This is a genomic window from Okibacterium fritillariae, from assembly GCF_052783725.1.
Genome location: NZ_CP199917.1, coordinates 2,200,242 through 2,221,972 on the forward strand (window position 1 = coordinate 2,200,242; position 21,731 = coordinate 2,221,972).

At 69.8% G+C, this 21,731-nt stretch carries 22 protein-coding genes and 1 tRNA gene; 13 read left to right on the forward strand and 10 right to left on the reverse strand.

All coding sequences use genetic code 11. The features are described 5' to 3' along the window. The first annotated feature begins 66 nt into the window (after positions 1-66). Positions 67-705: an iron ABC transporter ATP-binding protein gene (locus ACUWEX_RS10170; RefSeq protein ID WP_445996162.1), complete on the forward strand. Its 639-nt coding sequence runs from the start codon at positions 67-69 to the stop codon at positions 703-705. 65 nt (positions 706-770) lie between these two features. Here ACUWEX_RS10170 and ACUWEX_RS10175 read toward each other — a convergent pair whose 3' ends face one another. Continuing rightward, positions 771-1,565, reverse strand: a complete 795-nt coding sequence (locus ACUWEX_RS10175) for a transglutaminase-like domain-containing protein (protein WP_079728345.1) — start codon at positions 1,563-1,565, stop codon at positions 771-773. A 94-nt stretch (positions 1,566-1,659) separates the two neighbouring features. On the opposite strand from ACUWEX_RS10175, the gene ACUWEX_RS10180 reads away from it, so the two are divergent. Beyond that, positions 1,660-1,732: transfer RNA gene (locus ACUWEX_RS10180), tRNA-Arg, on the forward strand. A gap of 52 nt (positions 1,733-1,784) precedes the next feature. Here the strand turns inward: ACUWEX_RS10180 and ACUWEX_RS10185 are convergent. Continuing rightward, a complete protein-coding gene (locus ACUWEX_RS10185; RefSeq protein ID WP_079728344.1) occupies positions 1,785-2,627 on the reverse strand; it encodes a DUF3097 domain-containing protein in 843 nt (280 codons plus the stop codon). 59 nt (positions 2,628-2,686) lie between these two features. Next, positions 2,687-3,445, reverse strand: a complete 759-nt coding sequence (locus ACUWEX_RS10190) for a gamma-glutamyl-gamma-aminobutyrate hydrolase family protein (RefSeq protein ID WP_445996163.1) — start codon at positions 3,443-3,445, stop codon at positions 2,687-2,689. Positions 3,446-3,652: 207 nt separating this feature from the next. On the opposite strand from ACUWEX_RS10190, the gene ACUWEX_RS10195 reads away from it, so the two are divergent. The 5 genes from ACUWEX_RS10195 to ACUWEX_RS10215 are packed head-to-tail and all read left to right on the forward strand — an operon-like array spanning position 3,653 to position 8,013. After that, a complete protein-coding gene (locus tag ACUWEX_RS10195) occupies positions 3,653-4,423 on the forward strand; it encodes a PspA/IM30 family protein (RefSeq protein WP_079728342.1) in 771 nt (256 codons plus the stop codon). Between the two features lie 24 nt (positions 4,424-4,447). Beyond that, positions 4,448-5,386 carry an arginase family protein gene (locus ACUWEX_RS10200; protein WP_445996164.1) on the forward strand — a complete coding sequence of 313 codons (939 nt, stop codon included), beginning with the start codon at positions 4,448-4,450 and terminating at the stop codon, positions 5,384-5,386. A gap of 31 nt (positions 5,387-5,417) precedes the next feature. Beyond that, entirely contained in the window at positions 5,418-6,230 is an 813-nt protein-coding gene (locus ACUWEX_RS10205) for a crotonase/enoyl-CoA hydratase family protein (protein ID WP_445996165.1), read from the forward strand. 2 nt (positions 6,231-6,232) lie between these two features. Further along, on the forward strand, positions 6,233-7,645 hold the full coding sequence (locus ACUWEX_RS10210) for a dihydrolipoyl dehydrogenase family protein (RefSeq protein ID WP_445996166.1): 1,413 nt from the start codon (positions 6,233-6,235) through the stop codon (positions 7,643-7,645). Further along, entirely contained in the window at positions 7,642-8,013 is a 372-nt protein-coding gene (locus ACUWEX_RS10215; RefSeq protein ID WP_445996167.1) for a Fe-S oxidoreductase, read from the forward strand. Before ACUWEX_RS10210 ends, ACUWEX_RS10215 begins: the two co-directional genes overlap by 4 nt. Positions 8,014-8,019: 6 nt before the next feature. Here the strand turns inward: ACUWEX_RS10215 and ACUWEX_RS10220 are convergent, their stop codons facing one another. The 5 genes from ACUWEX_RS10220 to ACUWEX_RS10240 all read right to left on the reverse strand — a co-directional run bounded on the left by ACUWEX_RS10220 (position 8,020) and on the right by ACUWEX_RS10240 (position 13,532). Next, positions 8,020-9,108, reverse strand: coding sequence for a FecCD family ABC transporter permease (locus tag ACUWEX_RS10220; protein ID WP_445996168.1), 1,089 nt, complete (start codon positions 9,106-9,108; stop codon positions 8,020-8,022). Next, positions 9,105-10,160: a FecCD family ABC transporter permease gene (locus tag ACUWEX_RS10225; protein WP_445996169.1), complete on the reverse strand. Its 1,056-nt coding sequence runs from the start codon at positions 10,158-10,160 to the stop codon at positions 9,105-9,107. The genes ACUWEX_RS10220 and ACUWEX_RS10225 overlap by 4 nt, the downstream gene beginning before the upstream one ends. Positions 10,161-10,169: 9 nt before the next feature. Continuing rightward, a complete protein-coding gene (locus tag ACUWEX_RS10230; RefSeq protein ID WP_445996170.1) occupies positions 10,170-11,219 on the reverse strand; it encodes an iron-siderophore ABC transporter substrate-binding protein in 1,050 nt (349 codons plus the stop codon). Positions 11,220-11,304: 85 nt separating this feature from the next. Continuing rightward, positions 11,305-12,339 carry an iron-siderophore ABC transporter substrate-binding protein gene (locus ACUWEX_RS10235; RefSeq protein WP_079728334.1) on the reverse strand — a complete coding sequence of 345 codons (1,035 nt, stop codon included), beginning with the start codon at positions 12,337-12,339 and terminating at the stop codon, positions 11,305-11,307. A gap of 149 nt (positions 12,340-12,488) precedes the next feature. Then, positions 12,489-13,532 (reverse strand): siderophore-interacting protein, encoded by a 1,044-nt coding sequence (locus ACUWEX_RS10240; protein ID WP_445996171.1) that lies wholly within the window; start codon positions 13,530-13,532, stop codon positions 12,489-12,491. A gap of 101 nt (positions 13,533-13,633) precedes the next feature. Between ACUWEX_RS10240 and ACUWEX_RS10245 the strand changes: the two genes are divergently transcribed. Further along, positions 13,634-14,680, forward strand: coding sequence for an LLM class flavin-dependent oxidoreductase (locus ACUWEX_RS10245; protein ID WP_079728332.1), 1,047 nt, complete (start codon positions 13,634-13,636; stop codon positions 14,678-14,680). A 60-nt stretch (positions 14,681-14,740) separates the two neighbouring features. Here the strand turns inward: ACUWEX_RS10245 and ACUWEX_RS10250 are convergent, their stop codons facing one another. Further along, complete coding sequence (locus tag ACUWEX_RS10250) at positions 14,741-15,223, reverse strand: SIP domain-containing protein (RefSeq protein WP_445996172.1); 483 nt, start codon at positions 15,221-15,223, stop codon at positions 14,741-14,743. Positions 15,224-15,279: 56 nt separating this feature from the next. Then, a complete protein-coding gene (locus ACUWEX_RS10255; RefSeq protein ID WP_445996173.1) occupies positions 15,280-16,029 on the reverse strand; it encodes a tyrosine-protein phosphatase in 750 nt (249 codons plus the stop codon). 97 nt (positions 16,030-16,126) lie between these two features. On the opposite strand from ACUWEX_RS10255, the gene ACUWEX_RS10260 reads away from it, so the two are divergent. The 5 genes from ACUWEX_RS10260 (at position 16,127) to ACUWEX_RS10280 (ending at position 21,687) form a co-directional block, all read left to right on the forward strand. Next, positions 16,127-17,092 (forward strand): alpha/beta fold hydrolase, encoded by a 966-nt coding sequence (locus tag ACUWEX_RS10260; RefSeq protein ID WP_445996174.1) that lies wholly within the window; start codon positions 16,127-16,129, stop codon positions 17,090-17,092. Positions 17,093-17,409: 317 nt separating this feature from the next. Then, positions 17,410-18,915, forward strand: a complete 1,506-nt coding sequence (locus ACUWEX_RS10265; RefSeq protein ID WP_445996175.1) for an ABC transporter substrate-binding protein — start codon at positions 17,410-17,412, stop codon at positions 18,913-18,915. Continuing rightward, positions 18,912-19,862 (forward strand): ABC transporter permease, encoded by a 951-nt coding sequence (locus ACUWEX_RS10270; RefSeq protein WP_445996176.1) that lies wholly within the window; start codon positions 18,912-18,914, stop codon positions 19,860-19,862. Before ACUWEX_RS10265 ends, ACUWEX_RS10270 begins: the two co-directional genes overlap by 4 nt. Continuing rightward, positions 19,859-20,803 (forward strand): ABC transporter permease, encoded by a 945-nt coding sequence (locus tag ACUWEX_RS10275; RefSeq protein WP_079728326.1) that lies wholly within the window; start codon positions 19,859-19,861, stop codon positions 20,801-20,803. The genes ACUWEX_RS10270 and ACUWEX_RS10275 overlap by 4 nt, the downstream gene beginning before the upstream one ends. After that, positions 20,800-21,687, forward strand: coding sequence for an ABC transporter ATP-binding protein (locus ACUWEX_RS10280; RefSeq protein WP_445996177.1), 888 nt, complete (start codon positions 20,800-20,802; stop codon positions 21,685-21,687). Before ACUWEX_RS10275 ends, ACUWEX_RS10280 begins: the two co-directional genes overlap by 4 nt. Positions 21,688-21,731 lie beyond the last annotated feature (44 nt).

Genomic DNA, 21,731 nt, shown 5'->3' on the forward strand with positions numbered 1-21,731 from the left:
TATATAACGGAGCACGTGATCTGTGCTTGGTATGGTTCACGAGACCGCTCAACAGGAGGAAAAGTCATGGCCCTGTCGCCCCGGGTAGCCCGCGCATCGCGCGCCGCCACACTGTCCGTCGCCGCAATCGTCGCTCTCACCGCGCTGACCGCGTGCGGCGCGTCGTCGGGCTCGACCGGCTCGCCCACCCCTGTCGAGACGGCGAGCGCCACCCCGACCGCCACCGAGACCCCCGCCGCGACCGCCGCCCCCACGTCGGATGCCGTCATCTCGGCCCCCGTCGGCGTGACGTGCGACCAGCTGCTCTCGGCACAGGACGTGTACAACTACAATCCCAACTACGTCGCGCTGCCGAAGGCAGCTCCCGCCGTGGACTCGAAGGCCGGCCAGATCGCTGGCATGAATGGCCTCACCTGCCAGTGGAAGAACGGCACAAGCGACTACACGATCGACCTCGGGCTGGCGAAGCTCACGGCCGACCAATTGACGTCACTCAAGAACATCGCCTTCGCCGCCGGCGGATCCGTGCCGACCTACGGTGACCCGAGCCAAGTCGAGGGCTACTTCACCGTCGACGGCGCGAAGGGCCAGGCGCAGGTCTTCACCGGCTCCTACTGGCTGACGCTGTCGTCGGACGAGTTCCTCGAGCCGGGCGACGCGCAGCAGCTGCTCATGGCGGCGATCCCCCACCTGCCCGCGTCCTAGACGCTGGATGACGAATGCCCCGGTTTCGGCCGGGGCATTCGTGCGTTAACGCGTCGGTCAGCGGTTCAGCCGAGTTGGACGCGCGACCAGCCGTCGTCGCGCGGGAGCGCCTCGGCGGTTGCGGTGACCGAGACGTCGCCGAGGGTGAGGCCCGTCCAGTGGTTGGTGAGGAACGCGACATCCGAGGCATCCCGGCCCGTGGCGATACGCACGAGCGACTGCCGGGGCGCGAGACGCGTGGCGTCGACCACATACCAGGCGCCGTCAACATAGGCCTCGACGACGGCGTGAAAGTCCATGGGCGAGAGCCCCGGGGCATAGACCGAGACCATGCGGGCCGGCAGGTCGCGGGCGCGCAGCAACGCGATCGTCAGATGCGCGTAGTCCCGGCAGACACCCTCGGACGACGCGAACGTCGACATGGCACTGTCGGTGCCGACGCTCGAACCCGGAACATAGGACAGCGTGTTCGAGACCCAGTCGACGACGCGGTCGAGCAGCTCGAAACCCTGCGCTCCCCCGAAGGTCTGGGCGGCGAACGAGGCGATGCGGTCGGACTCGGCGTAGCGCGACGGGCGCAGGTAGCGGATGACGTCGACGGGGTCGAGGGGCTCGGGCAGGCGATCGGCCGCGATGACGGCGTCGTAACGCACGACATAGCTGCCGGCATCCGCTCGCACGCGGTGCAGACGGGCGCCGTGCCGGTCGATGAGCTCGGTCACCGGAACCGCCTCGCCGTTGCGCATGCACGTGAGCGTTTCGGTGAACAGCCCGGTGGCGGCGGCCACCGCGAGCGAGAGGATCACATCGCTCGTGGCACCCAGGTCGAAGCGGAGGTCGGCCGATACGGTGCGCTGCATGTGAGATATCTTCGCACGCGTTTGCGGGGCCCGATCACCCCCTGAGCGGGGCGATGGCGGGCGCGGGATGTCTGGTAGATTCTACGAGTAGTCCGCCTCTGTAGCTCAGTGGATAGAGCGCTTCCCTCCGGAGGAAGAAGTCGCAGGTTCAAATCCTGTCAGAGGCACCGTGTTTGTGGCTCGCCGTTCCGGCGATGCAATTCGTTCCGTTCCGCTGCTTTACGCGGTCGGTTCGGTGACGAAGTCGATGAGTTGTTCGACGCGGCCGAGCAGCTGGGGTTCGAGGTCGGCGAAGGTGCGCACCTGACCGAGGATGCGCTGCCAGGCCCGGGCCGTGTCGGCCTGCGTCTCGTGCGGCCATCCGAGCGCCTTGCAGATGCCCTTCTTCCACTCCATCGAACGCGGGATGGTGGGCCACTCGGCGAGCCCCAGACGCTCGGGCTTCACGGCCTGCCAGACGTCGACATAGGGATGCCCGACCACCAGCACGTGCGCACCGAAAGGCCCGCGCGCCACCGTCTCGGCGATGCGGCTCTCCTTCGAGCCCGGCACCAGGTGGTCGACGAGCACACCGACGCGTCGCTCGCGGGTGGGTGTGAAGTCGCGCACGATTTGGTCGAGGTCGTCGACACCCGAGAGGAACTCGACGACCACGCCCTCGATGCGCAGGTCGTCGCCCCACACGCGCTCGACCAGCTCGGCGTCGTGCTTGCCCTCGACGAAGATGCGGCTGCTGCGGGCGACCCGGGCGCGCTCCTGCTCGACCGCGAACGACCCGGATGCCGTGCGCGCCCGCCCGGCCGACGCCCGAGGCGCCGCGACCAGTGTGATCGGTTGCCCCTCGAGCAGGAAGCCGCCACCCAGGGGGAACGTGCGGCGGCGGCCCTTCCAGTCTTCGAGCTCGACCATCTTGCCCTCGACGCGCGTGATGGCACCCGCCCATCCCGTGCGGATGTCTTCGACGACGAGGTCGAGTGTGGCCGGCTGCGTGGGGATGACGGGCTTGTTGCGGCCCTTCCAGTCGCCGGCGAGGACATCGGTGGAGTAGCGGTCGTCGTGCATGGGATCAACGCTAGGCGACCGCGCCGACACGGGGCGGATGCCACGCGTGGAATGGGAGCCTAAGCCGCCAGGAGCTGGGCGCGCTCGGCCTCGCGCGCGAGACCCTCGAGGAGTCCGGCGAGCTGACCGGCGGGCGAGGACGGCGCCTCGGGGTGGAACTGCACGCCCGTGATGGGCAGGACCTCGTGCTCGATGGCCTCGACGTGGCCGTCGTGCGACCAGCCGACCGCGATGAGGCCCTCGCCCAGGCGGCCGACGGCCTGGTGGTGGGCGCTCTGCACGGTGACCGCGGCGCCGCCGAGGCGGAGCGCCAGAGTGGAGGATCGCTCGAGCTGGATCTCGTGCGGCGTGAGCACGTCTTCGATGGGGACGTCGATGTTGCGGTGGCCGCTCTCGTCGCCCAGGTCGGGGATGAGCGTGCCGCCTAGGGCCACGTTGATGACCTGGTGACCGCGGCAGATGCCGAGGAGGGGCGTTGCGCGCTCGGCGGCACGGCGGGCCACGGCGATCTGAGCCAGATCGGCGTCGTCGTAGTGCACGCCCTCGCCGGGGTAGCCGACCTCTTCGCCGTAATGACGCGGGTGGATGTCTTCTCCCCCGAGGATGACGATGGCGTCGGCCTTGTCGGTGACCTCGAGCAGGGCCTCGGCCCCGAGATCGGCGGCCGCGTGACGCGACACCTGCCACCCGGCGTTCTCGGCCTCGGACACGGTGCGCCCGATGAGCTGGGCCACGAACTCGTCGTAATCGGGGGCGTGCTCGCGCATGCTCGCGACCTCGATGACAGCGAGACGCAGATCGGTGTGGAGATCGTGCATGGGTGGCCCCCTTTCTGAGTGCGAGTGGTGGTGGTGTTCCTATCCTGCCCCGCACCACCGACAGGGGCAACGGGTGTGTAACACGGTGACACAGAAGGGCGTGCGAGCGCGACATCCTATTCTGTGCGTTCTCTCTGCAAAAGCTGATGCCGGTGTCGGTGGCCCGCCCTAGAGTGGGAATCACACCGCTTGACGAGAGGGAGCACCATGGCGAAGCAGTCCATTTTCGGCCGGATCACGCAGTTGGCGAAGGCGAACATCAACGCCCTGCTCGACGGAGCGGAAGACCCGCAGAAGATGCTCGACCAGATGGTGCGTGACTACACCGCCTCCATCGCCGACGCCGAGAGCGCCATCGCCGAGACCATCGGCAACCTGCGCCTGCTCGAAGAAGACCACCGCGAAGACGTGCAGGCCGCGGCCGACTGGGGCAACAAGGCCATCGCCGCGAGCCGCAAGGCCGACGAATACCGCAGCAGCGGGCACGCCGCCGATGCCGACAAGTTCGACAACCTGGCCAAGGTCGCCCTGCAGCGCCAGATCGGGTCGGAGAACGAGGCCAAGGCCGCCGAGCCGCAGATCGCGTCGCAGACGCAGGTCGTCGATCAGCTGAAGAACGGGCTGAACGGCATGAAGCAGAAGCTCGAGCAGCTCAAGTCGAAGCGCAACGAGCTCGTCGCCCGTGCCAAGTCGGCCGAGGCGCAGGCCCGCGTGCACGACGCCGTCAAGAGCATCGACATCATGGACCCGACCAGCGAGGTCAGCCGCTTCGAGGAGAAGATCCGCCGCGAAGAGGCCAAGGTGAAGGGCCAGGCCGAGCTGTCGGCCTCCAGCCTCGACGCCCAGTTCGAATCGCTCGACGACCTCGGCGAGCTGACCGAGGTCGAGGCCCGACTGGCCGCGCTCAAGTCGGGCAGCCCCAGCCGCGCCGCCGTCGAGGCTCCCAACCCGCCCTACACGCCGGGCGCCGGATTCTAAGCTCAGGGCTGCGGAGCTAAACCCATGCGCTACCTCGTGGTGCCCGAGTGGCAGGGTTCGCCCTCCGCTCGGGCCATGCAGCTGATCGACGGGGCCGAGGCGATTCGGGGCGACCTGCCCGCCTCGCGCACCGAGGTCGTCCAGGTGCCCCTCGAAGCCGGGTCGGCCATGGACACCGGCGTTCATCGCGCGTCGTCGATTCAGATGGTGCGCGAGGCCGTCGTCGCCACGCTCGAGCGGTATGACCGGATCGCCCGCGAGGGCGACGAGGCCGCCGCGGCTGACACCGCGCAGAGCGCCGACAGCGGGCCCGACACCGGTAGCGCGACAAGCGCCGCGGAGAACACCGAGGGTGCCGCGAAAGCCGAACCCGTGCTCGTCGTCGGCGGCGACTGCGGTGTCGCGCTCGGCGCCATCGACCACGCTTCTCGCGCGCACGGCAGCGACCTGGCCGTCGTGTGGTTCGATGCACACGGCGATCTGAACACACCCGAGTCATCGACATCCGGCGCATTCGGGGGCATGGTTCTGCGTGCCGTTATGGGCGACGGGGCCTGGCCGCTGACGGCCGAACATCCCGTGGCCGACGAGCGCATCGTGCTGGCCGGTGCGCGGTCCTTCGACGACGCCGAAGCCACCTTCATCGAGGGGTCGGGCATGACCGCCCTGACGGTGGAACGCACGACGGGGGATGACCTCGTAGCCGCCGTCGAAGCATCCGGGGCGCGTTGCGTTTATGTGCACGTCGATCTCGATGTGCTCGACCCCGCCCGCATCGCCGGCATCACCGGGCCCGAACCCTTCGGCGTCGAACCCGCCACGCTCGTGCCCGCGATCGTGGCCCTGAAAGAGCGCTTCACGCTGGTCGGTGCGAGCCTCACGGGGTTTGCGCCCGCCAGTGCCGACGCGGCCGACGACGACCTGGGCACCATCCTGCGGATCATCGGAGCACTCGCCCGCTGACCGCGGACGGGAGGCGGGTAACGTGAGCGATATGACACCTGCAACGACGCCTGTGCCCGACTCCGACGCGCGCGTGCTCGTCGAACTACGCGGTCACCTGCTGCTGATCGGCCTGAACCGTCCCGAGAAACGCAACGCCGCCGACGCGCGCATGCTCAGCGAGTTGTCCGCGGCGTACGGACTGCTCGACCGAGACCCCGAGTTGCGGGTCGGCGTCGTCTACGCCGTCGGCGAGCACTTCACGGCCGGACTCGACCTGGCCGACATCGGTCCGCGCGTGCAGTCGGGAACGCTCGACATCGTGCCGCCCGACGGACTGCACCCATGGCAGGTCGACGGCACGCAGCTGTCGAAACCCGTCGTGCTCGCCGTGCAGGGCATCTGCTTCACGCTCGGCATCGAACTGGCCCTCGCCTCCGAGATCGTCGTGGCGGCTGAGGGGACGCGGTTCGCCCAGCTCGAGGTGAGCCGCGGCATCCTGCCGTTCGGTGGCGCGACCACGCGATTCGCCAAGACCGCGGGATGGTCGAACGCCATGCGCTGGGTGCTCACGGGCGACGAATTCGACGCCGACGAGGCGCGCCGGCTGGGGCTCGTGCAGGACATCGTGCCGAACGGGCAGCAGCTCGAACACGCCATCGCCCTGGCCGAACGCGTCGCCGCCCAAGCCCCGCTCGCCGTGCAAGCCGCCCTGCAGAACGCCAAGCTCGCCCACCGCGGGCCCGACGCCGCCGCCGAAGCGCAGCTCCCCGCGCTGTTGGCCCGGCTGAGCGCGTCGAAAGACGCCCGCATCGGGATGGAAGCATTCCTCACCCGAACGACCCCGCAATTCGAAGGAAGATAGCCATGACCTCACACACCTACGACCTGATCGTGATCGGCGCCGGCCCCGTCGGCGAGAACGTGGCCGACTACGCGCATAAAGCCGGACTCAGCGTGGCCATCGTCGAAAGCGAACTCGTCGGCGGCGAATGCTCCTACTGGGCCTGCATGCCGTCGAAGGCCCTGCTGCGCACCGGTCAGGCCCTGCACGCCGCCGAGAAGGTGGGCGTGACCGGCACGCTCGACGTGGCCGCCGTGCTGAAGCGCCGCGACTCGTTCACGAGCGAATGGAACGACTCGGGCCAGGTCGAATGGCTGACCGGCGCGGGCATCGACCTCGTGCGCGGACACGGACGCCTCGCGGGCGAGAAGGTCGTCGAGGTGACCACCGAGAACGGCACGCGCACGCTGCACGCCACCCACGCCGTCGTCGTCTGCACCGGCTCGGCCGCGCTCCTCCCCCACATCGACGGCCTCGCCGACGTGGCACCGTGGACGAGCCGCGAAGCCACGGCCGTCGAACAGATCCCCGCCCGCACCGTCATCATCGGCGGCGGCGTGGTCGCGGCCGAGATGGCCACGGCCTACCAGGCACTCGGCTCGACCGTCACCGTGATCGCGCGCTCCGGGCTGCTCGGCGCCTCCGAACCCTTCGCGGGCGACCTCGTCGCCGCCGAACTGCGCTCGCGCGGTGCCACCATCGTGCACGGCTCGCCGACCACCGTGTCGCGCGCCGACAGCGGAGAGGTCACCGTGACGCTCGACGACGGCGAACACGTCGTCGCCGACGAAATCATCGTGGCCACAGGCCGCACACCGCGCACCGAAGACCTCGGGCTCTCGAGCGTCGGCCTCAGCGACGGCGACTGGCTGAGCGTCGACGACACCATGCGCGTCACCGACGTCGAGGGCGGCTGGCTCTACGCCGCCGGCGACGTGAACCACCGCGCGCTGCTCACCCACCAGGGCAAGTACCAGGCGCGGGCCGCCGGCATGGTCATCGCGGCGCGCGCGCAGGGCGACGAGGCATCCAACCCCGTGCCGTGGAGTGACTACGTGGCGACGGCCGACCACCAGGCGGTTCCGCAGGTCGTGTTCACCGAGCCGGAGGTGGCATCGGTCGGCCTGACCGCCAAGCAGGCCACCGACCAGGGGCTCGACATCCGCGTCGTCGACTACGCGCTCGGCAACGTTGCGGGAAGCGCGCTGCACGCCGACGGCTACGAGGGCCAAGCCCGCATGATCGTCGACGAGAGCCGCCAGGTCATCGTCGGCGTCACCTTCGTCGGACCCGACGTGTCCGAGCTGATCCACTCGGCGACCATCGCCGTCGTCGGCGAAGTGCCGCTGTCCCGACTGTGGCACGCCGTGCCGTCCTACCCCACGATCAGCGAGATCTGGCTGCGCCTGCTCGAGACCTACCGGGCCGAGGCGTGAGAGGAACGCTCCTGAGCTCTCCCCTCTCCTGGCTGGGCTACCTCTATGCCACACTCGTCGGGTTGGTGTGGGGCACCATCTGGAGTACCGGGCGGGTGCAGCGGCGCAACGGGCTCTTCGTGTTCACGGGCATGCCGAAGTGGACGTTCGGGCGCGGTGGGAGCTGCGTGGGCGCCTGCTACCTGACCGACCACAACGTGTCCGACGATGTGCTCGAACACGAGGCCGTGCACAAGCAGCAGTGGAAGACCCACGGCATGTTGTTCCCGCTGTACTACGCGGCGAGCGGGCGCAATCCGTTGAAAAACCGGTTCGAGATCGAGGCCGGTTTGGAGAAGGGCGGCTACCTGCCGAAGAAGCGCGGTTAGCGGGCGTCAGCCCGTGCGGCGCCACTGGCGGATGAGGAGGAAGCCGAGGAACAGGCCGCCCATCCCCGCCGTGACGATGCCGACCGGCAACTGCTGAGGCAGCGGCGCCTGTTGCACGAGCAGATCGGCGGCGACGAGCAGGGCCGAACCCGTGAGGCCCGCGGCCACGAGGCCCGCGCCCGCGTCGCGCGTGAGCGCCCGGGCGATGTGCGGCGCCGTCAGCGCGATGAAGGCGATGGGGCCGCAGACGCTCACGGCCGCCGCCGACAGCGCGATGGCGATGAGCACGATGAACACGCGCGTGGCCGACGAGCGGGCGCCCACGCCATCCGCGATGTCGTCGCCCAGCTCGACCAGCAGGGTGCGCGGCGCGAGGGCGAGGGCCAAGACCGTGAAGACGATGACCGAGAACCAGACGACGGCCGCATCGGACCAGTCCTTGGCCTCGAGGCTGCCGTTCAACCATCCCGAGACCACCGTGGCCTGCTCCTGCTGCGCGCGGCTCAGCACGAATTGCACGAACGCGAGCGACAACGCCGAGACGCCGATGCCCGCCACGATGAGGCGCTGCGGGGCGGCGAAACCGCGACCCGTCGACGCATAGACGACGATCATGGCGGCGACGGCGCCGATGAGGGCTCCGACGGGCACGGGGATGATATTCGGCCACAACAGGCTGACCGACACGGCGCCGGCCGATGCCCCGGCCGTCAGACCGATGACATCCGGGCTGCCGAGCGGGTTGCGCGTCACGCGCTGGAAGATGCTGCCCGCCACCCCGAAGGCGAAACCCGCGCCCAGGGCGACCACGAGACGGGGGCCGCGGATGACCCCCAGGATGAACTTCTCTTTGCCCGAGACATCGCCGAGCAGGGCGCCCGGAAGGTCGGGAAGCGCGATGCCGAGGCGGCCGAGCGTGAGGGTTGCGACCCCCAGGATGACGGTGACGACGACCAGCAACACCGACACCACGACAGGGCGCAGCCGGTAGCGGAACGAGAGCCACGAGCCCAGCCGGAACGTGCGAGCCGGCGTGCGGGACGCACCGCCCGCCGCGCCCCCCGCCGCGATGGCCGCCGCATCGACGCGCGTCATGCGCGAGCTCCCAGCCGGCGCACGACGACGAACAGGACGGGCGCGCCGATGAACGCCGTGATGACGCCCACCATCAGCTCGTCGGGCCGCGCGATGACGCGCCCCACGACATCGGCCGTGAGCACGAGGGTCGGCCCCAGCACCACGCAGAACGGCAGCAACCAGCGGTGATCGCCGCCGATGAGCGCGCGCACGATATGCGGCACGGCCAGACCCACGAAGCCGATCGGGCCGACCCCCGCCGTCGAGGCCGCCGCGAGCAGCGTGGTGCCCGCTCCCCCGACGAGCCGCGTGACACCCGGGCGCGCGCCGAGAGCGACCGCCGAATCCTCGCCCAGCGCCAGGGCGTTGAGCCGCCCGACGAGGCTCAGGCAGAGCACCAGACCCACGACGATGAACGGCAGGATGCTCCAGAACGTGTCGAAGCCGCGGCCCGCGACCGAGCCGATGACCCAGAACCGGTAGGCGGCGAAGGCATCGGGAAAACTGAGCGAGATCGCCTGCACATAGGCCGAGAAGACGGCCGTGACGACGGCACCCGCCAACACCAGGCGCGCCGGCGAGCCATGTCCCCGGCCGTGGCCAATGGCATAGACGATGACGACCGCGGCGACAGCGCCGGGCAGCGCCACCCAGACGTTGCCCGCGGCCGAGACGCCGAAGAACGCGATCGACGTGACGACCGTGGCGGCGGCGCCCGAATTGACGCCGAGAAGTCCCGGGTCACCGAGCGGGTTGCGCGTGATGCCCTGCATGACCGCTCCCGCCACGGCCAGCGCCGCTCCGACCACGACGGCCAGGAGCGTGCGCGGGATACGTGACTCGACCACGGTGGCGGTGTAGTCGTCGGGCGGGTTGCCGAAGAGTGCCGCCCAGACATCCCCCAGCGGGATCTCTTTCGAGCCGACCGAGAGGCTGACGAGCACGAGGAGGCCCAGCACCACGACGGCGGTCACGAGCCCCGCCGACCGCGCCCACGCGCGACGACGCCGCACGGCGACGGAAACATCGTCGTGCGGCGCCTTCGCGCGGGGTGTGGAGACGGCCGTCATGCGGTGAGGCTACTCGCCGACCTTCGCGAGCGCCTCATCGATCTGCGGCAGGTACGTGTCGAGCGCCCACGGCACCGTCAGCGGCGTCAGAGCCGAGACGGCCATGCCCAGCTGGCGGTCGAGCGACACCATGTAGGAGCCGCGCTGCACGGCGGGGATCTGCGCGTAGAGCGGCTGCTGCTCGGTGGCCTTCTCCTCGGCCTCGTCGTTGAACCAGGTGATCAGCAGGTCGACGTTCTTCAGCATGTCGGCGTTCTCGAGACCCACGACCGACGTGAAGGTGCCCTGTGTGATGGGCTGCTTCGCGACCGTCTCGTCCATCTTCAGGCCGAGGGCCGACAGCAGGTCGACGCGCGCCGAACCCTTCTGGTAGAACGACAGGGTTCCCGGGTCGCCGCCCGCATAGACGTAGGCGAACGTGTGGTCGGCGTATTCGGGGTGGGATGCCGCGGCGTCGGCGAGCGTCGTGTCGATCTCGTCGACCAGACCCTTCGCCTCGTCGGTCTTGCCGAGCGCCTTGCCGATGATCTCGATCTGGGTGTCGTAGGGGGTCTGCCACGCCTGGTCGGGGTAGGCGACCGTGGGGGCGAGCTGCGAGAGCACGTCGTACTGGTCGGCCGTGAGACCCGATTGCGGCGCCAGGATGAGGTCGGGGTCGGCCTCGACGATACTGTCGACGTCGATCTCGGGGTAGACGTCGAACGTGGCCGGCAACGTGTCGCCGTTCTTCTCGACGGCCTCGCGGAACCAGGGCAGCAGGCCATCCTTGTCGCCCGCCCAGCGGTCGGCCTCGATGGCCACGGGGGTCGTGCCGAGCGAGTAGACCGTGTCGGCCGAGCCCCAGCCGATCGTCACGACGCGCTCGGGCTTCTTCTCGATGACGGCCTTGCCGAGCGCCGAGTCGATCGTGACCGGGAAGGCGGCATCGGATGACGACGACGAGCCCGTGTCGGTCGACGCTGCGGTCGAGCATCCGGCGAGGCCGGCGAGGGCGACGCCCGCGGCGAGAGTGGCCGAGAGGGCGCGCAGCCCGAGACGGCGGGACGAGATGGTGGACATGGGGGTTCTCCTGAACGTGGATGATGCGGGGTGCTCGCGCGGCGAGCGGCGGGGATGAGCGGGGCCCAGCGGGGCTGAATGCGGCCTAGCGGGGAACGCGCGTCGCGGCGTCGGCGATGAGGTCGACGTACTCGTCGAGCACCCACGGCACCGACAGAGGCGTGATGATGCTCGCGGCGTTGACGAACTGCTTGTCGTAGGTGACGACATCCGAACCGCGCTCGACGGCGGGGATCTGCGCATAGAGCGGCTGCGCCTCGATCGTGGCCTGCTCCTCGGCGTCGGAGAACCAGCTGAAGATGAGGTCGGTGTCGTTGAAGAGGTCGGCGTTCTCGAGCCCCAACACGCTCGACGCGGTGCCGGCCGTGACCTCCTGCTGGGCGACGATCGGGTCGCTCTTCAAGCCCATGAGCTCGAGGATGGCGGCGCGCGGCTCGTTCGGCTGGAAGACGCCGAGCGTGCCCGGCTCGCCCGTGTAGAGGTAGGCGAACGTCAGGTCGGAGAACTCGGGGTGCTCCTCGCCGACCTTTCCGAGGGTCGAGCGGATGTCGTCGATGAGCTTCTCGGCGTCGTCCTTCTGGCCGAGTGCCTCTCCCACGATCTCGATCTGGTCGTCCCAGGCGGTCGACCACGCCTCGCCCGGGTAGGCGACCGTGGGCGCCAGCTGCGAGAGGACGTCGAACTGCTCCTGCGTGATGCCCGACTGCGGCGCCAGGATGAGGTCGGGTTCGGCCTCGGCGACGGCGTCCATGTCGATCTCGGGCGTGACCGTGAAGGTGGTCGGCAGCGCGTCACCGCGCTTCTCGATGGCCTCGCGCACCCAGGGCTGCTGCGCGTCGGCGTCGCCGCCCCACACCTGCTCCTCGACGGCGACGGGCGTGGTGCCGAGTGCGACGGCCGTGTCGGCCGACCCCTGACCGATGGTCACGATGCGCTTCGGCTTCGCGTCGATGACGGCCTCGCCGAGCGTCGAGTCGATCGTGACGGGGAAGGCGCCGTCGGCGGAACCGCCCGCGGTCGACGCGGGTTCGGTCGCGGACGAGCAACCGGCGAGGAGCGCGGTCGCGGTCAGGGCGGCGAGGGCCAGGGCGGGGAGGCGGAGGCGGCGTGAGGTGGTCACGGGGTCCTTTCGAGAGGGCGGGTGGAACGGTGCCGAGGCACGGCGAGGGTGTGCCACGGGCGTCGGAGCAACAGGGGTTCTAGCCCGGAGCGGGTGGAATGACGGGGTGGGCCGTGTTTCGGGGTGGGCCGAGTTCGAGCTGGTTGGGGCTAGATCTCGCTCTTGCCGATGCGCCAGTAACCCATGAAGGCCACCTGGCGGCGATCGATGCCGTTGGTGGTGACGATGTGGCGGCGCAGGGTCTTGATGGCCCCGGCCTCGCCCGCGAGCCACGCGTAGAGGTCGTCGCGGCGCGGGGCGTCGGCGGCGTTCTGGTCGCCCGCGGCGGCGTCGGATGCGGTGCCGCCGGCTGCGGTGTCGGCCGGGACATCCCACAGCACACCGTTGTCGGTCTCGCCCTCGTCATCGGCCACGGCGCGGGCGAGAGCGGATGCGTCGGCCACGGGTTCGCAGTCGAGGCAGAATTTGTCGACCCACGCGTTGACGGCCTCGACGAGGCGGGCGCCGTAGCCGGCGGGCGTGACGTGCGTCGTTGCGCTCGCGGCATCAGCCCGCGGCAACCACGTCACCTCGACGCCCTCGGGCGCCACCACGGGCAGCACATCGGCCGCGTCGGGCACCTCGATGAACACACTGCCCGTCGCGTCCTGCGGCAGGGACTCGAGAATGGCGAGGATGGCCGGGGCCGCCGTCTCGTCGCCCGCGAGCAGCAGGCGGCGGCTGGCACCGGGGTTCCAGGCGATGCCCGAGGCGCTGTCGGCGCTCAGGGCGTTGGGGCCGACCAGGATGGCTTCGTCGCCGGCCACGGCGTTCGCGACCCACGAGGAGGCCGGCCCGGAGTCGCCGTGCGAGACGAAGAGCACATCGACCTCGCGCTCGGCGGGGCGCACGGCGCGCACGGTGTAGGTGCGGAACGGGTTGCGCTGCTCGTTGGGCAGCGCCCGCCAGGCATCCCACCAGTCACCGCCCTGCGGGAACGTCTCGAGGCCGGTCTCGGCCAAGGGCAGCACGACCTTGATGCGCTGGTCGAGGCAGTCGGTGCCGAAGTATTGCAGGTCGTCGGAGTGGAAAGCCACGCGGATGAAGTGCGGCGTGAGGCGGTCGACGCGTTTCACGCGGACGGTGAAGCAGCGGTAGGGCAGCACGGGCTCGGAGGCAGGGGCGGCGGTCGGGGCATCCGTCGTAGTAAGCACTACCTAAGTATGGCTTGCCTTACCTAAAGCCCGCAACGTGGTCCGGCGAATCCCCGAGAGAATGCCGGAATATTCTCTAAGCTCTGGTTGTATTCATAAGTATGGAATTAGGCGTCTACAGTTTTGGTGACATCCACCGCGATCCCGTCACGGGCGAGCAGATCTCACCCCGTCAACAGCTCGCGAATACGATCGAGCGCATCAAGCTCGCCGACGAACTCGGCTTGCACTGGTTCGGCATCGGCGAGCACCACCGCCCCGATTACGCGATCTCCTCCCCCGCAACCGTGCTCGCCGCCGCCGCGACCGTCACGTCGAAGATCCGCTTGGGCAGCGCCGTGACGGTGCTCTCGACCGAGGACCCCGTGCGCGTCTACCAGCAGTTCAGCACCATCGACCTGCTGTCGAACGGCCGCGCCGAGCTCACCGCCGGGCGAGGGTCGTTCATCGAATCGTTCCCCCTCTTCGGTCAGAACCTCGAGGACTATGACGCCCTCTACGAAGAAAAGCTCGACCTCCTGCTGCGCATCAGCGCCCAGGAACGCGTCACGTGGCGCGGCAAGTTCCGCGCCGGGCTGACGGATGCTCAGATCCTGCCCCGCCCCGACGGACACGACCTCGACATCTGGGTGGCGACGGGCGGAAACCCGGAGTCCAGCATCCGCGCCGGCGTTCTCGGCCTGCCCATCAACTACGCCGTCATCGGCGGCTACCCCGAGCGCTTCGCACCGCTCGTGGACCTCTACCGCCGCGCCGCGACCGAGGCCGGCCACGATGCCAACGCCCTCAAGGTGGCCATCTCGGGCCCCGGCTTCATCGCCCCCACGAGCCAAGAGGCGCGCGACACGTTCTTCCCCTACTGGATCGACAGCATGGCGCGCATCTCGGCCGAACGCGGCTTCGCGACCCCCGACCGCGCCTCGTTCGACGCGCAGGCCGCACCCCGCGGCGCCATCTTCGCCGGCAGCCCCAACGAGGTCGCCGACCGGATGATCGCGCTGCACCAGCACCTCGACTACGACCGCCACGCCCTGCAGATGGACTGGTCGGGCGTGCCGCAGCCGCTCATGATGCGCTCGATCGAGCTCTTCGCGACCGAGGTTCTGCCGCAGGTCGACAAGGAGCTCGGCGCGAGCCCGCGCGGCTAGACGCGCCGACACTGACGTCGGCGGCGGCTGAGCAATCGGCTGCCGCCGGCCAACCGGGTCTTAGGCCCGCGCTGCGCCGTGAATGTGATCGGGCAGGATGTCGAGCCCCACAGTCAGGTGCCGATACGTCTCGGCCACCCCGCGCTCGTCCCCGCCCAGCCAGATGTGCGCCGACTCGGGATCGTCGCACAGCATCTCGCTCGCCCAGGCGCGCGCGGCGCGTGACACGGCCTCGCCTCGGGCGCAGGCACGGCCCGAACCGGCCGACCCGCGGCGCGTCGAGCGCGCCAACCAGGTGACCGTCATGCGCGGGGGCGCCGACAGCTCGAACACATCGGCCTCTGAGGCGACCTCGACGAAAATGCGGCCCGTTGCGCACAGCGGCAACGTGGCGGCGAGCGCCTGCATCTCGGCCAGAACCGTCTCGTCGCCCGCGAGCAGATACTGCACGCGCGTGCGGTGACGTCCGCCGTGGGCCCCGTGACCGAGGTGCGCGAAAGAGCCGTTGTCGGCGTGCTCGGGGAGGACGGAATCGTTCGTCATAAGGCTCTCAGTATAGGCATGCCTTACCTATCTTGAGAACTTCTCGGGGCGTTCGTTCAGGCGCGCTCGAGCAGGACGTGGGCGAGGTCATCCAGCTCGCCCTCGGTCATCCCGTTGTCGGTCAGGAACGCGCGCACGCTGCCGTGCTGGCGCACCACGAGGTCGATGGTCTCCTCGAGCACATGCGCGGGCGACCCCGACACGAGCTCGTCGATCGTGGTCGAGTCGGGCACGTGCATCGCCTTCAACCGCGCGATGATGGGCGCCATGAGCGAGTCGGGCAAGTTCTGCTGGGTCATGGCGTAATCGGCGACGACCTCCTGGCGGTCGACACCGACCGCCAGCAGCGCGAACGCCACGACGAGCCCGGTGCGGTCCTTGCCCGCGGTGCAGTGCACGAGAACGGCACCGTCGCCGTCGCCGTCGCCCGACGACGCGATCACGCGGATGGCGCGCACGATGGCATCCGCATTCTCGGTCACGACGGTCTCATAGAGCCGCGCGAGCGTGATGTCGGAGGCCAGGAACGACGACGCCGACCCGCTGAAGATGGGCGATTCGACGACGCGCACGGGCAGCCCCTCGAGCAGGCTGGGGTTGTGCCGCCGCTCCTCGTCGTCGCGCAGGTCGATGACGGTGCGGATGTCACGCTGCCGCAGATCGTCACGCGCCTCGTCGGTCAGGCGGTTCAGGGCATCCGACCGGTAGAGCTTGCCCCACTTCGTGGTCGACGACCCCGCGTGATAGCCACCCACCTCGCGGAAGTTGTAGGTGCCGGGCAGGGGGTAGCGGCGCGGGGTGCTCATACCCCTATCTTCTCCCCGCGCGTCTGGAGATGTCACGAGAGGTCACGATCCGACCCGCCGACTCGTGCGCCCGCCCCCGATGTCAGAGACTAGAGGCATGACTCTCGATCACAGCGACGTCGACGGCCCGGACGAATTCCGGTTCCTCGCCGGCGAACTCGAGCACCGCGGCATCCGCAACACCCCCGAGCATGTGCCGTTGCCCGGGCGGCGCGACAGCGTGATCGACCCGGATGGCCGTGCCATCTCCTATCTGCAGTGGGGCGACGGCGGCCCCGAGGTCACGTTCCTGCACGGCGCGGGCCTCAACGCCCACACGTGGGATGCCACCGTGCAGGCGCTCGGGCAGAACGCCGTTGCGGTCGACCTGCCGGGTCACGGCGATTCGGCGTGGCGCGACGACGCCGACTACTCCCCCGCCACCAACGCCCGGTCGCTGCGCCCGCTCATCGAACGGCTCACGGGTGGCCCGGGCCCCCAGGTGCTCGTCGGCCAATCGCTCGGCGGCCTGACCGCGGCGGTCATCGCGGCCGAGGATGCGGCATCCGTCGACGCTCTCGTGATCGTGGACATCACGCCGGGACTGCACGAGCAGGGTGCCCAGTCGGTGCGCGATTTCTTGCAGGCGCCCGAGCCGTTCCGCTCGCGCGACGAGATCGTCGACCGCGCGATCGCGTTCGGCATCGGCACCGACCGCCGGGCCCTCGAGCGCGGCGTGTGGCTGAACACGCGCGAGCAGCCCGACGGCACCATCATCTTCAAGCACCACCTCGCCAACCTGGGCGACCGCGTGCCCCTCACCTTCGAGCTGGCGAGCGTGTGGGCGTCGTTCGAGCGGCTCGACATCCCCGTGCTGCTCGTGCGCGCCTCGCACGGTTTCCTCGATGACGCGACCGAGCGGGAATTCCTCGACCGCGTTCCCGGTTCACGTTCGGTACGGATCGAGGCGGGGCACAACGTGCAGGAGTTCGCTCCCGTGCGACTCGCCGAAGCCATCCGCGATTTCGTGGACGAGTCCGCGCCGATTCCGGGTCAGGTCCCGGCATCCGGTACGCTCTCTTGACGCCGCGCATTTCGCGCCGGCGATCACGTGCCCGGGCAAGGTTCACCCTCCCCGCAGCGCGCTGAAACCGGCAACGCCGCCGCTCTCCCGGGCAGCGCGCCCATCCGCACCATCGACAGCATCAGGCCCCTGCAGCACCAGCCGCAGCCGCCAGCCACCTCGAGTCCGAAAGCCACGCACCCGCACCACCGGTCGGGCCCCGTCGGCCAGGACAGCACCTCTCATCTCCGCCTTTCTACCGCCGCCCCGTGAGGGCCCCGGCCGGGCGGGCGGGATGACCGACACTTGCACTGCAGAAGCATCCCGAAAGGATCGACATGCGTTCCCCCCGAATCCTCGCCGCCGCCGGCACCGTCGCCGCCGCAGCCCTCGTCCTCACCGCCTGCACGCCGGGCGGAGGCTCGTCCGAGTCTGGCAGCCCCGACGCCGACGCCACGGTCAACGTGGGCCTGGTGCTCGAGCCGACCGACCTCGACATCCGCACCACCGACGGCATCGCCCTCGACCAGGTGCTCATCGACAACGTCTACGAGGGGCTCGTGTCGCGCACGGCCGCCGGCGAGATCGTCGACACCATCGCGAAGTCGCACGAGGTCTCGGACGACGGCCTCACCTACACGTTCGACCTCAACGACGGCGTCACGTTCCAGAACGGCGACGAGGTCACGGCCGACGATGTCGTCTGGTCGATCTCGCAGGTCAAAGACGACGAGGGGATGCAGGGCCACACCGATCTGGCCAACGTGACCTCGATCACGGCCACCGACGACGACACCGTCACGCTCGCGCTCTCGGCCCCCGACTCGAACCTGCTGTGGAACCTCGCGGGCCGCGCCGGCCTGGTGCTCGACGAGGCCGCCACCAACGACCTGTCCACGACCGCGGTCGGCACGGGCCCCTACACGCTCAAGAGCTGGAAGCAGGGCGACAGCCTGACGCTCGAGCGCAACGACGACTACTGGGGCGAGAAGGCCCGGGTGAAGAGCGTCGTGTTCCGCTACATCACCGACGCCAACGCGGGCATCAACGCCATGCTGGCCGGCGACCTCGACGTGCAGACGGCCGTCGACGCCAACCTCGCGACGCAGTTCGACGGCAACGCCGACATCGAGATCGCGCGCGGCAAGACCACCGACAAGTACACGCTCGCGTTCAATAACAAGGTCGCGCCCTTGAACGATGTGCGCGTGCGCCAGGCCATCCGCATGGCCATCGACCACGCCGCCGTCGTCAAGGCCGTGGGCGGCGCCGCCGTCGAACAGGGCGGGCCCATCCCCGAGCTCGACCCGGGCTATGAAGACCTGACGGATGTCGCACCCTACGACCCGACCAAGGCCAAGGAGCTGCTCGCCGAGGCCGGCCAGTCGAACCTCACGCTCGACCTCACCATCCCGTCCTTCTACGGCACGAGCGTGGCCACGCTGCTCGTCTCCGAGCTTGAGAAGGTGGGCATCACGCTGAACGTGAAGAGCGTCGAGTTCGCGACCTGGCTGAACGACGTCTACACCAACAAGGACTTCCAACTGAGCTACGTGGACCACGCCGAATCGCGTGACTTCGGCAACTGGGCCAACCCCGACTACTACTTCGGCTTCGACAACGCCGACGTGCAGCGCCTCTACCAGGAGTCGGTCGCCGCGGCCGATCCCGAGACGGCGGCCGCCAAGCTGAAGGAGGCGGCGCGCATCGTCAGCGAGCAGGCCGGCGCCGACTGGCTGTACAACGCCGTGACGCTCACGGCCGTGCGCAAGGGGGTCACCGGGTTCCCGACCGACAGCACCTCGACGCGTCTCGACCTCGGCGAACTAGCCGTCAAAGAGTGATCCGCTTCGTCCTGACGAGGCTGCTGCTCCTCGTCGTCGGGCTCCTGGTGGCCAGCGCCCTGATCTTCTTCACCCTGCGCATTCTGCCGGGTGACGTCGCTCAGGTGATCGCCGGAACGCAGTCGACGCCCGAGCAGGTGGCCGCGATTCGGCTGTCTCTCGGGCTCGACCGCCCCATCCTGGTGCAATACGGCGACTGGCTGGGCGGGCTTCTGCGGGGCGACCTGGGTTCGTCACTCATCACGTCGTCGTCGGTGGCCGACGAGCTGGCCGAGAAGGCGCAGGTCACCGTGCCGCTCGCCGTTTTCTCGCTCGTCATCGCACTGCTGTTCAGCGTTCCCCTCGGCATCCTCGCGGCCGTTCGCCGCCGCCGGGTCTCGGGCACGGTCGTCAGCTTCGTGTCGCAGGGCCTCGCCGCCGTGCCCGCCGTCTGGGCCGGGCTCGTCCTCATCGCGATCTTCGCGGTGTGGCTCGGTTGGCTGCCCCCGCAGGGCTTCCCGCTCGATGGATGGGAGGAGCCCGGTCGCGCCCTCCAATCCCTCGTCCTGCCATCCCTCACGATCGGCATCATCGAGGGCGCCGTGCTGCTGCGCTTCATCCGTTCGGCCGCCGTCGAGGCGAGCGGTGAGGACTACGTGCGCACGGCCGCGGCGACGGGGATGACGCGCACCCGGGCCCTCATCACGCAGGGCATGCCCAACGTGGCGCTCTCCGTGGTCTCGGTGCTCGGCCTGCAGGTCGCGGGCCTCATCGTGGGCGCCATCATCATCGAACAGCTCTTCAGCCTGCCGGGCATCGGGCGCATGCTCGTGTCCGACGTGGGCAATCGCGACCTCACCAAGGTGCAGGGCGAGCTCCTGGCCCTGACGGCCATCGTGCTCGTCGTCGGCACGGTCGTCGACATCGTGCACCGGCTGCTCGACCCCCGACAGCGGGAGACCGCATGACCACCATCCAGACCGGCGCCCCCACACCCGACCCGCGCCGCGTGCGACAGCTCGCGCGTCGCTCATCCGCCGCACGCCGCGGCGGCAGGCCGGCCGGTCGCCGCACGTGGTGGCGGGCCCTACTCGCGACACCGTCGGGGCTCTACGGCGTCGTCGCCGTTGTCGTGCTCGTCGCGGCCGCGGGCGTCTCGCTCGTCTACACGCCCTACGATCCGGGGGCCGCGAACCCGTACGACCAGTGGTTCGGGCCGTCGCTGACCCATCTCATGGGCACCGACAACGTGGGGCGGGACATCTTCAGCGTGCTGCTCGCCGGCAGCCGCACCACAGTGCAGGTGGCCGTCGGTTCGGCGCTCATCGCGGCCGTCGTCGGCGTGGCGCTGGCGGCTCTCGGATCGCTAACGGCGCGCTGGGTGCGCGAGGGCATCGCCGTACTCATCGACATCCTCATCGCGTTCCCCACCATCCTCGTGGCCCTCATGCTCGCGAGCGTGTTCGGCGGCTCGCTCGGCGTCGTCATCGTGGCCGTCGGCGTGAGCTTCGGCGTGAACATCGCCCGGGTCTCGCGCGGCGAAATCCGGCGCATCGCCCGCAGCGAATACGTGCTGGCGGCGACGGCATCCGGTCTCGGTCGCGGGCGGGTGCTCACGCGGCACCTGCTGCCCAACATCGCGCCCGTCTTCATCGTGCAGTTGTCGTGGTCGATGGCGCTGGCCGTGCTCGCCGAGGCGGGGCTCTCCTACCTCGGTTACGGCGCACCCGCGTCGACGCCCAGTTGGGGCCGCCTGCTCGCCGAGTTGCAGCCCTACATCGGCGTGCACCCACTCGCCGTGCTGTGGCCGGGGCTCGTCATCACGCTCACCGTGCTGGGCTTCAACCTGCTGGGCGACGGGCTGCGCGACGCCACCGATCCGCGCGTGCGCCAGGGAGGAAACCGATGAATTCCACACCGCCGAATCCCGCCGCCGCGAATCCCGCTGCGGCCGACCTGGCCGCGTCGGGCCTGACCGTGTCGAACCTCACGATCGAGGTGGGTGGCCGCGTGGTCGTCGACGACGTGTCGTTCCATATCGACGGCGGCGAACGCTTTGGCCTGATCGGCGAATCCGGCTCGGGCAAATCGCTCACGGCGCTCGCGCTGCTGGGGCTCCTCCCCGACGGGGCGCGTGTGACGGGCAGCATCCGTCTGGGCGACGTGGAGATCGTCGGGCTCTCCGAACGCGAGCTCGCGCGCATCCGCGGCCGCCGCCTCGGCATCGTCTTCCAAGAACCGCGCACGGCCCTCAACCCCATCCGCACGGTCGGCCGCCAGATCATGACCCCCATCCGACGACACACGGATGCCTCGAAACACGACGCCCGGCGGCGCGCCATCGAGCTCGCCACCCTCGTGCGCCTGCCCGAGCCCGACCGCATCGTCGACCGCTACCCGCACCAGCTCTCGGGTGGACAGCGGCAGCGCGTCGCCATCGCCATCGCCCTGGCGGCCGACCCCGAGGTGCTCATCGCCGACGAGCCGACGACGGCGCTCGACGTGACCATCCAGGCCGAGATCCTCGACCTCTTCGCACGCATCCAGCGGGAGCGCGGCATGTCGCTGCTGTTCATCACGCACGACCTGGCCGTGCTGCAGCGCACCGTCGATCGCGCCTCGGTGCTGGCCGAGGGGCGGGTGGTCGAGGAGGCGTCGATCGAGACGCTGCTGCACGATCCGGCATCCCCGGTGACGCGCGCGCTGCTCGAGGCCGCACGGGCGACGACGTGGACGGCGGGTGCTATAACGGATCACGACGACGACCGAGCGACAGACGAGGGGGCGCTGTGAGCCGCGACGAAGCTGTGCCGGGCCGCGACGCCCGGAACCCCGAC

What these genes read in the sequence shown, in the direction of transcription:
- ACUWEX_RS10170 (WP_445996162.1), top strand. Translation starts at nt 67, where the DNA reads ATGGCCCTGTCGCCCCGGGTAGCCCGCGCATCGCGCGCCGCCACACTG.
- ACUWEX_RS10175 (WP_079728345.1), bottom strand. Translation starts at nt 1,565, where the DNA reads ATGCAGCGCACCGTATCGGCCGACCTCCGCTTCGACCTGGGTGCCACG.
- ACUWEX_RS10185 (WP_079728344.1), bottom strand. Translation starts at nt 2,627, where the DNA reads ATGCACGACGACCGCTACTCCACCGATGTCCTCGCCGGCGACTGGAAG.
- ACUWEX_RS10190 (WP_445996163.1), bottom strand. Translation starts at nt 3,445, where the DNA reads ATGCACGATCTCCACACCGATCTGCGTCTCGCTGTCATCGAGGTCGCG.
- ACUWEX_RS10195 (WP_079728342.1), top strand. Translation starts at nt 3,653, where the DNA reads ATGGCGAAGCAGTCCATTTTCGGCCGGATCACGCAGTTGGCGAAGGCG.
- ACUWEX_RS10200 (WP_445996164.1), top strand. Translation starts at nt 4,448, where the DNA reads ATGCGCTACCTCGTGGTGCCCGAGTGGCAGGGTTCGCCCTCCGCTCGG.
- ACUWEX_RS10205 (WP_445996165.1), top strand. Translation starts at nt 5,418, where the DNA reads ATGACACCTGCAACGACGCCTGTGCCCGACTCCGACGCGCGCGTGCTC.
- ACUWEX_RS10210 (WP_445996166.1), top strand. Translation starts at nt 6,233, where the DNA reads ATGACCTCACACACCTACGACCTGATCGTGATCGGCGCCGGCCCCGTC.
- ACUWEX_RS10220 (WP_445996168.1), bottom strand. Translation starts at nt 9,108, where the DNA reads ATGACGCGCGTCGATGCGGCGGCCATCGCGGCGGGGGGCGCGGCGGGC.
- ACUWEX_RS10225 (WP_445996169.1), bottom strand. Translation starts at nt 10,160, where the DNA reads ATGACGGCCGTCTCCACACCCCGCGCGAAGGCGCCGCACGACGATGTT.
- ACUWEX_RS10230 (WP_445996170.1), bottom strand. Translation starts at nt 11,219, where the DNA reads ATGTCCACCATCTCGTCCCGCCGTCTCGGGCTGCGCGCCCTCTCGGCC.
- ACUWEX_RS10245 (WP_079728332.1), top strand. Translation starts at nt 13,634, where the DNA reads ATGGAATTAGGCGTCTACAGTTTTGGTGACATCCACCGCGATCCCGTC.
- ACUWEX_RS10250 (WP_445996172.1), bottom strand. Translation starts at nt 15,223, where the DNA reads ATGACGAACGATTCCGTCCTCCCCGAGCACGCCGACAACGGCTCTTTC.
- ACUWEX_RS10255 (WP_445996173.1), bottom strand. Translation starts at nt 16,029, where the DNA reads ATGAGCACCCCGCGCCGCTACCCCCTGCCCGGCACCTACAACTTCCGC.
- ACUWEX_RS10260 (WP_445996174.1), top strand. Translation starts at nt 16,127, where the DNA reads ATGACTCTCGATCACAGCGACGTCGACGGCCCGGACGAATTCCGGTTC.
- ACUWEX_RS10265 (WP_445996175.1), top strand. Translation starts at nt 17,410, where the DNA reads ATGCGTTCCCCCCGAATCCTCGCCGCCGCCGGCACCGTCGCCGCCGCA.
- ACUWEX_RS10275 (WP_079728326.1), top strand. Translation starts at nt 19,859, where the DNA reads ATGACCACCATCCAGACCGGCGCCCCCACACCCGACCCGCGCCGCGTG.
- ACUWEX_RS10280 (WP_445996177.1), top strand. Translation starts at nt 20,800, where the DNA reads ATGAATTCCACACCGCCGAATCCCGCCGCCGCGAATCCCGCTGCGGCC.